Below are 15,343 nucleotides of genomic sequence, written 5' to 3'. Positions count from 1 at the left end.
ATCTTCCATGAAATTCATGTTCCTCTCGCACCTAACATCTCTCCTTTGCGTGACATCAATTGCTCTGCTGCTTGCCAGTGAGTCGGTCGGCGAGGAACTTCGAGCAGCCGCTTGGCCTTCCTTTCAGAATGGGGGACATCTGTCGGTGAGCGGCGGCGCTTTGCCAACACGCTGGTCCGCGGAAGAAAACATCGCATGGAAGGCCGAACTTCCTGGCTACGGGCAATCGACTCCAATCATATCTGGAAATCAGATCGTTGTAACATCGACCAGCGGCCCCAACAAAGAGAACTATTACCTGGTCGCCTTTTCACTCGAAAACGGGGAAAAGCTGTGGCAGAAGGAGTTCTCCAATCCGAGTCCTATCGAGAACACCACATATGTCAGCCGTGCCGCACCGACTCCGATCGCCGATGATGCAGGCTACATCGCCTACTACGAAGGTGGACTGGTGGTAGCCGTTACGAATAACGGAGACATACGTTGGAAACGCGACTTGGTCGAAGCGTACGGAGCGATTGCCTCGCGGCACGGTCTTTCGTCGTCGCTAGAACAAGACAAGGACTTGGTCTTCGTGTGGGTCGAACGTTCGGAAGAGCCGTACCTGGCCGCTCTCAACAAGTCGACTGGTGAAACCGTTTGGAAAGTTGAGGGACTTGGCTCCACCTCGTGGAGTACGCCTCGCTTGGTTCCCGTGGGCAACACCTTGCACTTGGTGTGCAGCGCCAGCGGGAAGATAGCTGGATTCGATCCCAACAGCGGTCAACGGTTATGGCAGTTCGATCAGATCGCCAACAACACAACCTGTACGCCCATTCCGCTTGGCGAAGGTCGTTTTCTGATCGGCGCTTCGGAAGGTCGCGGCGAAGCAGCCGCACAAACCGACGGCTCATCTAACGGCGTGATCCAGATCACCAAGCAGGACGACGACAGCTACACGGCCGACTTTGCCTGGCAAGCTGCGAAGGCGAAGTCCAGTTTTGGCAGCCCAATCGTGGCGGATGGAACTGCCTGGTTTATCAATCGTGGTGGTGTTCTATTCGGGGTCGACGTGGAAACCGGCAAGCAAACCTCCACAGCCCGTCTGGCTACCGGCGGTGTTTGGGCGACGCCGCTTCAACAAGGCAAGCTGCTGTATATCTTCGGCTCGAAAGGGACGACGTCCATCATCGACATGCCTACCGGTGAAGCGATCGCCGAGAACTCGCTCTGGGCGACCCAAGAAGACGAAGAGGGAGAAGGATCGTCGAATGCGATCATTTACTCCGCCGTTCCGGTTTCCCCTTACTTGATCATTCGTACCGGCGACACCTTGTACGCCATTGAAGATAAATCGTCCAGCTAAAGTCGTTGCACCGACAGAGTTAATCACCGTCCCCCAAGGTAATTCCATGAAAACGTTGAAGACCCTCGTTGCTTTGTGTCTGATCGCCGCAGCGACGCCTGCCTACGCCCACTTTCCCTGGGTAACCATCAATGAAGAAGGACATGTGCAGTACTTCTTCGGCGAGAATCCAGCCGACTGTACCTACAAGCTACCAGGCTCGATCGCCAAGTCGGAAGTCGAACTGGTCACCGTTAAGGGGACGAAGGAAAAGCTGGAATTGAACTCCATAGAGACGGACGACTTTGTCGGGCGAACAACCAGCCAGGCGATCGACAAGAATTCGCTGCTGCAATCGAAGGTCACCTTCGGAATCTATCATGGCTCGCGGCTTGATTACTACACGGTTCATTACGGTGGCAAACTGCCCAATTCGCGTCAAGGCGCAGCGAAGCATTCTTCCGATCTTGAACTAAAAGCTGAACTCGTCGACACCGATCATGGCGTCGACGCTTTTATCACCTGGAAAGGCCAACCGCTGGCCGCTGCCGATGTTCGTCTGTTCTGTGAAGAAGGCCACGAAGAGGCCTCAAAGAAGACCGACGCCGAAGGCAAAGTTTCGTTCTCCGACAAAGAGGTGGAAGACGGCCTCAACGGAATTATGGTTGGGCACACCGTCAAGGACGAAAGCGGTTCGTTGAACGACAAGAAATACGAATCCGCATCCCATTACCTGACCGTGACATTTAAAGATCCGCAAGACTTCGAGAAGTAGTAATCTACGTCAACTCGTTACTCTGTGGCATTCACCTCCCGTCCCTCCCAATGAAAACTCAACCGATGCGAACCCATTTCACCTATCTGTTTATCGCCTTTGCCCTGGCGATTGCGATTCCAAGCCATGCGGTCGAAACCGAAACGCAAACGACCAGCAAGACATCGGAACCAACGGCGGCCAGCCTTCGACGGGCTGCTCACGATTCACGCGAAGTCTGGCACAACTTCCCTGGCTTCACGGCCAACATTGTGGTTTCGGAAGATTCGGAGCGGTACGAAGGAACCATTCGGGTCGGGAAAGACTTTGAATACGTTCTCGACATCGCCGACGAGGGTAAGAAGTCTTGGCTGAAGTCCAAGCTTCGCTCGGTTATCTCGCATCGCAAACCGCATGCGTCGCCTGAGCAGTACGACGTCTCGTTCCAAGAAGAAGGAATGCCGCATGTTGCCGGTCGCTTGATTGCCGAGAATGATGGTTCTGGCGTCTTCCGAATTCAGGAAGGTCAAATCAAAGAAGTGATTCGTCGCAACGAGTCTTCCTGGTTCGAGATTACCACGCTCGAAAACTTCATCACTCCGTCAGGCAAAGTACTACCGCAAACCACGTCGGTCACCTTCCGCGACCCTGACACCGGCAACATCGAGTCGAATCTCAGTAACTACTTCGCATGGAAGCAGGTCGGCGATTTTTACCTGCCCGATCATTGCTATACCGTGAAGACCGGTGAGAAAGGCGAGCGGTCGGTCCGCAAACTTGAATTCACCGCGCATCAGCTACATCTGTCTGATCCAAGCGTCGTCAAGCTGCACAAACCACTCCCAGAATCGCTGACCAGCTTTGGCGCGGCAGTGCTGGGGGACTATCTTTATGTCTTCAGCGGGCACGATGGAGATGCCCATGGCTTCGGCAAAGACGTGCTGGCCGATCACTTCCGACGTATCAAGTTCGACGATCCAAATGCCCAGTGGGAAGAGCTTGCCAAGCAGGAACCTGCGCAAAGCACGGCCCTGGTCACCGATGGCACCTACATTTACCGCATTGGCGGGCTCACCTTTTTGAACCAAGGTGACGAAGACACCAACTTCAAATCGACGACGCACTTTACGCGATACGATACCGAGAAAAACGAATGGACTGAACTGGCTCCCCTTCCGGAACCACGTTCTTCGTTAGACGCGGCCGTGTTGGGACGTCACATCTACGTGGCCGGCGGTTGGGATCTGCAAGGCGAATCCTCGAGCGACGCCCCATGGCATGACGACATCCTGCGTTTCGATCTCGACAATCCTGAGAAGGGTTGGGAATCGCTCTCCGGACCAGGTTACCTCACCCGGGCGGTCTCAGTGGCTGCCTACAATGGCAAGCTATATCTCTTTGGCGGAATTCAACAAAAGGGAATAACTCGCAAGGTATCGGTCTTCGATCCCGAGTCAGAAAGCTGGTCGGCAGGACCTGAACTGAAGGCCGACAGCAGCACAGCCGGCTTCGCAACCAGTTCGTTTGCAACTGGCGATCATCTGTATGTCACCGGCGGTTCCGGAATCCTCTATCGCCTGAGCGATGATGGAACGGACTGGGAAGTTGAAACGCGACTGATTTACCCACGCATGTTTCTGCGTCTCCTGCCCGTTGAAGCAAGTCGCCTACTCGCCGTAGGTGGAACATCCATGCTGGGAGGTCGCTTGGCGGCGATCGAATCGGTTCCGGTACAAACCAACACTTCCGGTCCGAATGTTGTTCGCTGGTCCGTTCCGTTCGACGGCAAAGCCAAGCAAAGCCAAACGCTAGTCCTGGATGGGACCAACCTCTACGCACTGGGTGGTAATGCCAGCCGCAAGCCGCATGACTTCACCAAGGAGACCATCCTCAACGAAGCATTCCTGTACGACATTGCCAACCAAACCGGCGAGCGCCTGCCAGATATGCCGCACGCCTTGCAAAGTGGTACCGCAGTACGTCATGCCCAAACGAGCGAGCACAAGCAGTTGCTTGTTTTGGGGGGACTCGGCTTACCGGATCAGAAGTTTGGTTCGCTTTCCCAGGTTCTGTCGTTCAATCCGGAGAGTAAGACCTGGACAACGGTTAACTCGACGCTGCCAACGCCGCGAGGCATGCTCGATGCCATCAGCTACGACGACGCCGTGTGGTGCTTTGGTGGTAGCGAAGCTGGCAAAGGACGCGGCCTGAACAAGCATGTCTTGCACTGGTGGGGTGACGAGACCTCGATCGCCCCCCTTCCTGAAGTCGCCCTACCCCACCCGCGTCGTTCGTTTGGTGGTGCCCGGATTGGAGACGAATACTTTTTGGTAGGCGGCCTGGGCGAAGGCGACATTGTCGAGACGGTTGACGTTTTCCACCTGAAAGACCGTACGTGGCGAACCATCGCCGCGCCGCATAAGCATCGTGTATTCCCCAGCCTGGCCAGCGATGGCAAGCAACTCTACCTGTTCGGTGGGTTCTCGAACTCCCAGGGGCATTTCTCGCCAGAATCGTCACTGGAAGTTTACGATCCGGAAGCAGACCGCTGGACGGTTCTCGCCGAGGAGTTGTCTGGAGTTGATCCTTCAATGGCAATGTTCAATTTCGGCGGGCGTCTGTTATTCTACGGAATCGACCGAGAAGTCGATGGTCAGGCAAACTTTGTCTTGTTTGATCCCAATCCTCGCGAAACTCCATCCGCTGCCGATGGTTTAAACCTCTCAGGTCGCCGTCGCGGCAGCGAAGCCGAGTCGAACGCCAAAACGATGATGCGTAAAGACACGAATAAGGACGGTAAGCTTTCCGCTGAAGAATTGGGAGATCGTCTCGGTTCCCTCATCGAGTTTGGCGATGACGACAACGACGGACTGCTGACCAAGGACGAACTGATTGCGGCCCTTAAGAAGCAGGAAGAGAAAGCAAAGTCGAAGCAGGATGAAGACGCAGCTTAAGCTTTGAAGGCGGTACACCTGGTTAGTATTTTTCGCGGTTTTACGGAATCCTTTTCAATAGTAGACGCATGACACTCCGAATTTGGAACCTGGTCGTTCTAGCGATGGCGACCGCTATCGCAACGCCCGTTATCGCGGAAGACTTTCACTTTCACCATGAACATGTGCTAGGTACTTCGTTGCATCTGGCCATTTCGTGTGAAGATGAGACGCGTGCTTCCGTTATCGAGCAAAGCGTCCTGCAGGAAATCGATCGACTCAATGCCGTGCTAAGCCGTTGGGATGATCGAAGCGAGCTGATGTTTTGGCAAGCTGGTCATACGGATTCCATTTCCGAAGATCTCGCGACTGTTCTGCGGCGTGCCGATTTTTGGCGAACTGAAACGTCTCACGCTTTCGATGTTCGCGCAGAAGCGATGTCCCAGTTGTGGAAAAGTGCTGCCAAGACCAACCGTGCTCCTAAAGACGCTGAGCGTCAACAACTGGCGGTTCAACTGCAAACCGCTCCGTACGCATTCCAACACGACGGTTCGATTCAACGCAATGACTCGCTGGCCATCAGCCTGGACGGCCTGGCCAAGGGTTACATTCTGGATCGTGTGTGCGAACTCGTGCAGCGAGAGTATCCGGACGCCAGCGATTTCCTAATCAACATCGGGGGTGACCTTCGAAAGCTGGGAGACCAACCCCTGGAGATTGCGATCGAGAATCCAAGCAGTGCGGGCGAAGGCGCTCAGCCGCTGCAAACGATTGTCGTGACTCAACCGCTGGCGATGGCTACCAGTGGCAATTACCGACGCTACCTGACCATTGGCGATCGTCAGATTTCGCATATTCTCGATCCCCGCACCTGCCTGCCCGCCGATCTAACGCGTTCGGTAACCGTCGTAAGCACGGAAGCAATCGATGCCGATGCCCTGGCAACAGCGGTGAGTGTTCTCGGTCCGGAGGATGGACTCGCTTTGATCGAATCCCTGGAAAACACCGAGTGCTGCATTGCTACAGCCTCAGGACAAGTGGTGACATCCCGAGGCTGGCCACTTGGCGGATTACAAGCGAACACGCAGCAGTTGGTCGCCAAAGAGGACGCACCCAAACCCGAGCACGGCCTTTTTGTTGACTTCACCATTCAGCGTGCCCAAGGCGGCCGATATCGACGTCCGTATGTTGCGATGTGGTTAGAAGACGCCGAAGGGTTTCCGGTCAAAACGGAAATCCTCTGGATGCAAACCGAACAGCCTGGCCCGCGATGGCATCGCGATTTGACGCGTTGGTATCGCAATGACCGGCTTCGCAGGACCGTCGAGAATGTTGATCTGATTGACACCATTTCCGGGGCAACGCGTGGCCCGGGCGAATACAAGGCCCATTTCGATGGGACCGACAATCTCGACCTGCCGCTGGCCAAGGGAAAGTACACGCTGTGCTTGGAAGTGGCTCGCGAACATGGTACTTATCAGATCATTCGCGAAACATTCGAGTGGGGCGAAAAGCCGATCGCCGAGAAGAAACTTAAAGGAAACGTGGAAGTCGGAGCCATGTCATACCGATTTGTTCCTCAGCCTGCTGCGGACAAAGAGGCCCTATGAGGTCGGACGAACAGACGCCCCGCCGTCGTAAGTCATGGTATGCCGCCAGCGCCAAACTAACGCGTTGGCTGCACACGTACCTGTCGATGATCAGCTTCGCGACACTGCTCTTCTTTGCCGCGACCGGACTCACCCTGAATCATCCCACTTGGTTTGGCGCAGACCAGGTGGTGATCCGAGATGAAGAAGGGTCTTTCCCAACTTCACAGTTGGCCGACGAGGTCGACAAGCTATCGATCGCCGAGGAGCTTCGAGCCACGCATCACCTGAAGGGGAAAGTCGCCGAGTTTGAAGTGTCGGACTTCGATTGCATGGTGACGTTTAAGAGTGCTGGCTACGTGGCAGACGTATTCATCGACCGGGAGACCGGCAAATATACGGTCAGCGAGACCGCAAGTGGCGCCATCGCGATCATGAACGACCTCCACAAGGGGCGTGACTCTGGTCCCGAGTGGTCGTGGGTGATCGATATCTCGGCGATCCTCATGGTACTGGTTTCCGTGACGGGGCTCGTTCTTCTGCTCTTCTTGAAACGACAGCGGGGAGCAGGTTTAGTCGTCACGCTTGTGGGTACTATCCTTTTGGTCGCCGCCTGGATGCTCTGGGTGCCTTAACGACCGACACGCGAAATCCAAGGCAAAAACTCGAAATAACCAATGGTGGCCCCCTGACTTACGGTTTGGGGGTCATTTCTTACCCACGGATTTTCACCAGGGAAATGGTTTGCATCGTTAGATTGGTGCAACGTAAAATCGAGAAAGCCTAATTCGTTAAGGTCTTACTAGAACGGAAGTTTCGCAAATCGCGGTAGCACGTTCCCTAACGGGTGAAACGCCTGGATGGATCGCTACGTAACCATCTGTGGTCTTTTATTGACACCTTATTGGGGGATTTTTGGCAACAGCCACGCAGCCATCCTGATAACCTCGATAGATTATCGGAAGCGCGGGATACCGGATGTGCCTGAGTTGAACCGCTGCAACGCGTCCTATGCCATTGAGCCGCTGCCTGGGCCTGATAGATTTCGGAGCCACCAGGTGTGAACTTCCCAGCGGAGGCGATGATTTGATTCGGATTGAAGTGAAGAAGGGCCCGATGCAAGGTCGGGTCTATGAATTTGAGGGACACGATATCTTCCTCTTCGGGCGTGACGAGCAGCATTGCCACGCTTCGATCCAGGAAGATCCGTTTGTCTCGCGTCATCATTTCTTGTTAGAGGTCAATCCGCCACTCTCTCGACTTCGCGATTTGGGAAGCCGCAATGGGACCTTTGTGAATGGAAAGAAACACGGTGGACGCGTGACGTTTGCCGGTCTTGAAAGCGAAGGCAAGGTCGGAGGTTCTTCGGTAGACCTGACCAACGGTGACGTCATCACGGCAGGCAAGACGGTCTTCCAGGTCTTTGTCGAAGAGAAGAAAGCGATCACCGCGACATGTGTCTTCGACAAGTTCATGGAAGAAGACGCACCGAACTCCTCTTCCGGTAGCGATATCCGCCGTACTATCACCGAGTTGCCACCTCCTAGTTCCCCTTCATCGGTAGGTCGGCAAACGATGCACGAACTACCGCCATCCATGCCGGGCAATGCAGGGCGACAGACGATTAACGAAATGCCTCCACCGCCACCTGGCTCGAATGTTGGTCGGCAGACCATCAACGAGATGCCGCCACCGGCGGACATTTCAGAGGTAGCCGGACGCGCTACGATGGTGGAGGGGGCGAACGCTCCCAACGGCGCATTTGGTAGTCGGATCGGCCAAAACGATCATGCCTACGAACCGCCAGAGCGACAGCCGGGCGAATTCCCCATCTTGGACGGCTTCGAATTCAAAGAGTTCCTCGGCGCCGGCGGCCTGGGAGAAGTTTATCTCGCGCGACGGACAATCGATGATAGTCCCGTGGCTATCAAATTCTTACGATCTCGAATCAATGTGAATCATGACGCACGCGATTCGTTCTTGAAAGAGATGCAAGTCAGTGGTCGGCTACGCCATCGTAATATCGTGCAGTCGTTTGGGGCTGGCAGCATTGGCAATGAGTTCTACGTGGTTAGCGAATTCTGCGATGGTGGCCCACTGTCCAAGCTGTTCCGCCAAAAGAAAACCAACGTTCAGCCGAAGCACATCGCGGTCTCGCTGTATTTGCTGTTAGACGGCTTGGCTTTCGCTCATGAAAAAGGGCTCGTCCATCGCGATTTGAAGCCTTCCAATTTGCTGGCCGCCAAACGCAACAAACGCTGGATCCCCAAGATTGCTGATTTCGGTCTAACGAAAGACTTTGAGAAGGCAGGCTTCTCGGGCATGACCGCAACCGGCACGTACACCGGCAGTTTCCCCTTCATGCCGCGTGAGCAACTGACAGACTACAAGTATGTGAACCCTGCCAGCGATGTCTTCAGCATGGGTGCGAGCTTTTATCGCATTATCACCGGCCGATATCCACGTGGTGACGAGAAGGGCAGTGATCCGCTGGCACTGGTTCTTAACGGCGAAGTTAAACCACTACGAAAACGCTACCCTGGTTTTCACCATGGTCTGGCCGACGTGCTCGACACGGCGCTCAAGACCGAATGCAGTGAACGTTTCCCCAATGCTCGTGAAATGCAAAACGCGCTTCGAGTGATTATGAAAAAGGAAGGATGGTTGTAGAGCGGATGGGATCGAAGAAGGTGTGGATTGTTGGTGCTCGCGATACCTGCGACATCGTCATCGATGAGCCGACGGTATCCGGCGAACATTGCCGTCTGGAATTCGACGACGGTCGTGTGTTTATCGAAGACCTGCAGTCCACCAACGGCACGTTTATCAACGGCGAGCGAATCTACAAGAAGAAACAGATTCATCCCGATGCCCTGGTGACGCTCGGGCGAAACGTCACCATGCCCATGCCATCACAGCTTTCCGGCCCGAAGTCTCCGCCGGATTTGCCCAAAGAGAGTTCAACCGCAGAGGGCGGAGAGGAAGCTCCATTTCCCGCACATTTAATGATCGCCGGTGGTGTTGGTGCCACCGTCCTTCTTTTGATCATCCTGTTTGCGATCATGGCCTGGAGCGGTGGCTCGAAGGGAGATCAACCGGTCGCCAATAATCCGGATGAGGTCGGCCTTACCGATCCCAGCCCTGGTGAAAGTACTCCACCAGAAAGCGATCCAAATACCACGACTCCGCCAAATACTCCCCCGGACCCCAAGCCTGATCCGAAACCTCAAGAGACCGTCGTACAGCACGCACCTGAAGAGGCAATCTATGTGCTGGCCGTTGCTGATGAGAATCTTGATCAGCAGTACCGCATTGGAACAGGTCTCGCGATTGGTCCTAACACGATCCTGGCAACCGGCACAGCGAAAACTATTTCGGAATTAGCCAAAGAGCGATTTCCCCAATTAATGCTGCTGGGTCCGAAGAAGCTTACCGTTACTCAGTTTGTTCCTCATCCCACTTACGTGGCAGCTATGAAGGAAGGTGATGGCGCTGAGGCCAAGTTCCATAGCATCTATTCCCAAGTCGACATGAATGACATCAGTGCCGACCTGAAGAAAACGCTCGAAGATGCCTATCGACATTTCATGGTGATCGCCGAGAAGCCGCATCACTTCGACGTGGCCATCATTCACGTGCAAGAGACACTGCCGTATTGGCTGCCGCTGGCCGAAACCGCAACGCTGCCGCCGCTTTCCAAACTTACCCTGGTAGGTCACGGTTTTGATCGCGTCGCGCCGTTTATCCCACCCAATAGTGAATTACCCATCGAGGAAAAGACGGTCCGGATTCAACGCTCGATTGGCGAAGCTGGCGTGGAAGAGAATGCTCGGCTGCTGATTGCCAAATTTGACTCGCTCACTCCAGCAGCCCATCGCGATACGAACTGGAATGGATCCGCTCTGCTGAATTCGCAAGGAGAACTCGTTGCCATCTATTCGCGTCTGACGCCAGAAATGATGCTGGGTTCGCCCCCCTCTGGTCAGACGTTCGACGCGACCGTGATATCTGACGTGATGCCGTTTATCCGTCAGTACTCGAAAAACTAAACTTGTCCAGCGCAGAGGAAATAGATCGATGTCCCAAACAACTACTCTCACCTGCTTGAGCTTGGCGTTATTGCTTGCTCCAGTTGCCGCGCAGGCACAACAAGTTGTCGTCCAAGATGACAATCGCCCCTGGTACTACTCGCGTTCACCGCACATGGAAGTCGGTCTGATCTTCGGTCAGGCCGAATTGATCCGAGCTCAAGGCGAAGCGGCGGTAGACTATCAAACCGCACGAGCGATCGCCGCCGATGCCTACGACAAGGAATTGGACAACGCGCTGAAAGCAGTCGAAATCTACTTCGAACGCCGCGCCGTCCGAGACGCCAATGTCCTGAAGAACCACTTAGACGAAGCCGATACTCGCAAAGAAAAGGCGATGCGTCGACTGGTCGATCATCCGGATCTCACCGGGGAAGGCCTCACCAACGGGGCAGCTCTGAACACCATGAAGGAAGCACTGCGGTCGAGTGTTCTGTCGTTCGATTACTTGAACGACGACATCGAAGTGGCCCAGTTAATGGCTCGCTTTCAGCTAACGCCAGACGACCTCTCCAAAATCAATTTGAAGCTAACCAATGTGCGTGGTGAAACGGGTGTCTTCCAGGCAGACACCGGTAAACTTGGCAACTTCCAATGGTGGCCGCATTTGCTGCAAAACGAAAGATTCAAGGAAGACCGAGAAAAGATCGAAAACAACCTCGAAGAAGTGCGTCAGGCTGCTTCCCAGCAAACAGAAATCGATCCGATCCTGATCGACAAACTCGAGAATTCGATTCTGCAACTGGCCAATAAGTTCCTTCAGGAAGTCGATGGCCAGGAGATGGCTCGCAAAGGCGTGGCCGAGTACTACCTCTACCGCGAGTCGGAGCAGCACCTGCAAAGTCTCTCGCATGCCGTTCGCCGCTTGAAACGAGTTGGCAAAGCTGATGGAGCGTTGGTCATCAATGGCTACAACCCATCGGTAGACGGTAAGAATCTGACTTCGCTTCTTTCGTACATGGTACGTAACGGGGTTGAGTTCGCTCCGCCTGAACCAGGCAATGAAAACACCTACCAAAAGCTGTTTGAGATGGCCAAGAGTCTCTACGTTGCGACTTCCGCTGCCGATCCCAAACAACCGTAGTTTCCGTCTTTATTCTTCTGCGTGCACGTCACCCAAGCCGGCTTCCGATGATTCGGTTGTCGGCTTGGGCTTTTTTGTGAAGCAAAGCAGAATCGCAGGCAAAATCAACAGATCGCAAAGCAGAGCCGTCAGCAGCAGGCCACACATCAGAAACGCAAATCGTGACACCGGGGTAAAGGGACTAAGAGCGAAAACCAACAACCCAAGCGAGCAAATCAACGACGTCTGAATCATTGCCAATCCGCAATGATCGTAAGCAAGCCGTGTAGCCTCGACCTTCGATTTTCCGGCACGCAGACCTTTGTTAAACCAACTTATGAAGTGCAGCGAATCGTCGACCGCAATACCAAGCGCGGCGCTTGCGGTCAGTAGCGAACCGATTTCCACTTGAACGCCGAGGTAGCCCATTGTGCCGAATGCCAACAGCGTCGGCAGCACATTGGGAATCATGCTGAAAAGCCCGGTCACGACATTCCTCAGCAGGATCATCATGATGATGGCAATCATTACGAACGCCAAGCCAAAACTCTTGATCAAGTCCCCAAGCATCTCGCTCTGAGCTTTGAAGATCAGTGGCACCGAACCTGAGTAGATGGGCTGCACACTCGGGTAATCTTTCAGTGATTGATCGACGCCTGCCCGCAGACGCTCCATCAACGCACCATAATTCAAACGATCGGCCGCCCGCACGCGAGCACTGATCCGCCAAAGTTCGTCACCATCCTCGATTCTCAAATAATTCATGTCGACATATCGAGGCAGGCGTCCTTCCAGGATTTTGCGAATCGATGCCCGACGCATCACAGCACGAAATCCTTTTTCATCCTTGGGCGGAATGACCGGGGCAAATGTCGCGGCTGACATGGTCGCCGAGATGCCATCGACTCCTTCGATGCTCTGCTGGACGTGATCGATGATACGGAACCGTTCGTCGGTTTGAATCCCTTCCGGCTGGTCGATCCTCAGCACGACTTCAATCGGAATAAGAGGCCCCACGTTTTCTTCCAACCAGTCGTAGTCCTGCAAGATAGGCGCATCAGCCCAGAACAAATCATGCAGTTGGGCCGAAGTCGAGATCTTCTGCACACCTAGCAAAGAAACAGAAAGGGCGACAAGGGAAACTCCAAAGATAGGCCACTTGGCAGAATTCATATTACGCGAGAGCATTTCCCAGATCGGTTGAAGTCGGGAAGCGGACTTACTCTTGTGATGCCAAGTCTCTGGATCGATCGGGAACTTATACATCGCCGCAGGCATCCAGATCAGCAAAACCACGGCCGCGGACAGAATGGAAACGGCTGCATAGAAACCAAAATTGGTCACCGGACGAATCTGGCTGACCGTTAAGGACATCATCCCCACGGCCGTCGTTCCGGCTGACAGCAAGCAGGGAACCAGCGCTGAACGTAAAGCCCAGCCAACGGACTCCTTCGCAGAACGCTCAGCAAGCGACTCGCGATAGTAGTTCATCAAGTGAACGCCCGAAGAGATACTCAGAACGTACGTCAAATTCGATGCAAGCGTGAGCACAGAGTCCATCTGCTGACCACTGTAATACATAATGGCCATACTGAGCTGCTCGCAGAAAATCGCCAGAACGAAGACGATGATCGTTGCCCGGGCACTGCGAAAACTGATCGCCATGATCAGAATGCACACGCCGAACGATCCAAGATTCAATGCGGCTAGTGAACCCTTGCTGGCCTTATCAATGGCCACTCCATCCAGGGTAGTGCCGGCAATAATCAGATCGTCGCGGCTTAGCCCTTCAACTCGATCGGCCGCTTCATAGGCGTATTCAATCGCCGCAGCCCGGTCTTCCTCTCCTTGCGCTGAGACAACGGCGACAACACACGTCTGGTCACCGTTTTCACCGATCAACCAATGCTCGAGTCGCTCAAGGGCCAAGTTCTTTGGCAATTCCAGCGGCTCAGAGGTGAGAGAGTTCAGTGCCTCAGGCCCAGTAACGACTTCGCCAAACCAGACCACCTCTTCGCCTTCAACTTCATCGGCTGCAGCGATCGCCTGAGCATATTGAGCAACCCGTGGGTCTTCGAGTGTACATCCTTTCCAGCTCACCATCAGCAATTCGTCAGTACCGAATCGCTCGTAGAACCAGATCAGTCGCTGGGTTTCTTCAAACGTTTCCGGCAACCAGTCTTCGACCCGATTTTTGATGCCGTCCCAAGCGCCTTTCGTCCCGATCATGACGATGGGAGTAATGGCCAAAAAGAAAACCAGGATGAACCAGCCGAAACGGTCCTGCCACGAGGATTGGGACATGAAATAAAACCAGGTTGCGAATCAATGGTCGACGACATGCTTCGAATTTCGTCGATTGAGAATAACACATGCATCCTGCTTGAAATAGGATGAAATAGAAAGCACTAGCACCGCTAACTCTGTATTTCTCGGGAACAATTCATGATTCAAGTTGGAAAATGGCGAATCGATATCGTCTCCGGCGGGCGATTCCTCCACGATGGAGGCGTGCTCTTTGGTATTGTCCCCAAGTCGATCTGGCAGACCGTCCAGCCTGCGGATGCTCAAAACCTGGTTCCCCTGGCCATGCACTGTGTCCTGGCCCGAAGCGATACACATTGCGTACTCATCGATACAGGGCACGGTTCCAAACTATCGCCGCTCGACCGAAAATCGCACGGACTTTTCCCGGGCTGGCCTCTTCTCGATGAATTGGCCAAGCTGGGTGTTTCGCCCGAGCAGGTCGACCATGTCGTCCTTAGCCACTTGCACTGGGACCATAGCGGCGGAGCGACCTCAAAGGTGAATGGCTCCGTTCAGCCAACATTCCCATCCGCAAAATACATCATCAACCGGCAAGAGTGGGCTGACGCTACCTCGGGTCAGGTGGAACGGTCTGGCGGCTACGTCTCAGCTGATTTCCTGCCGCTGGAAGAATCTGGCCAACTGCGTCTGGTCGACCACCTGGAAGAAGTCGTACCAGGTATCCAGGTCTTACAAACCGGCGGCCACACGCTCGGGCATCAAGCAGTCCTCGTCGAGTCGGATAGCCAGGGCCTGATCTACCTGGGAGATATTGGCCCAACGACGCACCACATTCGGAAGCTGTGGTGCACCTCCTACGATCTCGATCTGATCCGGACGCGAGAAGTCAAAAAGCAATTATTTGACTTCGCCGCCGAGAAATCCTACTCGGTCGTCTGGAATCACGATGCGGAAGTGCCCGTGAGCCGCATCGTCACTCATCCAAAACGCGAATACCTCGTGGATGTTTAGATTTTGCGCGGTGGCGAGCAAAATCTTTGCACTTGTCGGACAGGGCCGGTTAAGACGGCTATTTCGGCACGTATTGGCCGTATGGAACTTTACCCCCCGGTTAACGCGTTTTTGAGGAATACTACCCAACATAATGCAAGGAAGAATTCCACCAAATCTCTTTAATTTCAAACACTTGCTGAGCCTGCCCCCCATGATTTTCCATGGGAAAACCCCCGCTCTTTATTGCCTTTCTTACCCATTCTGTGTAATTATAGAACTTCGTTGATCCTGCCCAATGCGATGCAGCTAGCAAGCCCCACCCAATCGTTAA

Annotated in this window: 10 protein-coding genes; 9 read left to right on the top strand and 1 reads right to left on the bottom strand. The window is 54.2% G+C overall.

Translation table 11 applies throughout. The annotated features are described in order from the left end of the window. Positions 1 to 7: 7 nt before the first annotated feature. The 8 genes from PSR63_RS21235 to PSR63_RS21200 all read left to right on the top strand — a co-directional run bounded on the left by PSR63_RS21235 (position 8) and on the right by PSR63_RS21200 (position 11,772). On the top strand, positions 8 to 1,345 hold the full coding sequence (locus PSR63_RS21235) for an outer membrane protein assembly factor BamB family protein (RefSeq protein ID WP_274327679.1): 1,338 nt from the start codon (positions 8 to 10) through the stop codon (positions 1,343 to 1,345). A gap of 46 nt (positions 1,346 to 1,391) precedes the next feature. Then, positions 1,392 to 2,099 (top strand): hypothetical protein, encoded by a 708-nt coding sequence (locus tag PSR63_RS21230; protein ID WP_274327678.1) that lies wholly within the window; start codon positions 1,392 to 1,394, stop codon positions 2,097 to 2,099. A gap of 65 nt (positions 2,100 to 2,164) precedes the next feature. Beyond that, positions 2,165 to 5,032: a DUF3386 family protein gene (locus PSR63_RS21225; RefSeq protein ID WP_274327677.1), complete on the top strand. Its 2,868-nt coding sequence runs from the start codon at positions 2,165 to 2,167 to the stop codon at positions 5,030 to 5,032. 68 nt (positions 5,033 to 5,100) lie between these two features. After that, positions 5,101 to 6,621, top strand: coding sequence for a DUF2271 domain-containing protein (locus PSR63_RS21220; protein WP_274327676.1), 1,521 nt, complete (start codon positions 5,101 to 5,103; stop codon positions 6,619 to 6,621). Next, on the top strand, positions 6,618 to 7,235 hold the full coding sequence (locus PSR63_RS21215) for a PepSY-associated TM helix domain-containing protein (protein WP_274327675.1): 618 nt from the start codon (positions 6,618 to 6,620) through the stop codon (positions 7,233 to 7,235). The genes PSR63_RS21220 and PSR63_RS21215 overlap by 4 nt, the downstream gene beginning before the upstream one ends. Positions 7,236 to 7,686: 451 nt before the next feature. Continuing rightward, the gene (locus tag PSR63_RS21210) at positions 7,687 to 9,270 is read left to right on the top strand and encodes an FHA domain-containing serine/threonine-protein kinase (RefSeq protein ID WP_274327674.1); all 1,584 of its coding nucleotides are present in this window, start codon (positions 7,687 to 7,689) and stop codon (positions 9,268 to 9,270) included. Between the two features lie 5 nt (positions 9,271 to 9,275). Continuing rightward, positions 9,276 to 10,649: an FHA domain-containing protein gene (locus tag PSR63_RS21205; protein WP_274327673.1), complete on the top strand. Its 1,374-nt coding sequence runs from the start codon at positions 9,276 to 9,278 to the stop codon at positions 10,647 to 10,649. Positions 10,650 to 10,677: 28 nt separating this feature from the next. Next, a complete protein-coding gene (locus tag PSR63_RS21200) occupies positions 10,678 to 11,772 on the top strand; it encodes a hypothetical protein (protein ID WP_274327672.1) in 1,095 nt (364 codons plus the stop codon). A gap of 9 nt (positions 11,773 to 11,781) precedes the next feature. On the opposite strand, the gene PSR63_RS21195 is transcribed toward PSR63_RS21200, so the two are convergent. After that, complete coding sequence (locus PSR63_RS21195; RefSeq protein ID WP_274327671.1) at positions 11,782 to 14,055, bottom strand: efflux RND transporter permease subunit; 2,274 nt, start codon at positions 14,053 to 14,055, stop codon at positions 11,782 to 11,784. Positions 14,056 to 14,196: 141 nt separating this feature from the next. Between PSR63_RS21195 and PSR63_RS21190 the strand changes: the two genes are divergently transcribed. Then, complete coding sequence (locus PSR63_RS21190; protein WP_274327670.1) at positions 14,197 to 15,030, top strand: MBL fold metallo-hydrolase; 834 nt, start codon at positions 14,197 to 14,199, stop codon at positions 15,028 to 15,030. The last annotated feature ends 313 nt before the right edge of the window (positions 15,031 to 15,343 follow it).

It is taken from the genome of Bremerella sp. P1 (assembly GCF_028748185.1).
GTDB lineage: Bacteria > Planctomycetota > Planctomycetia > Pirellulales > Pirellulaceae > Bremerella.
Note: the sequence above shows the minus strand (reverse complement) of the source record. Positions and strands in the feature narration are given on the sequence as shown.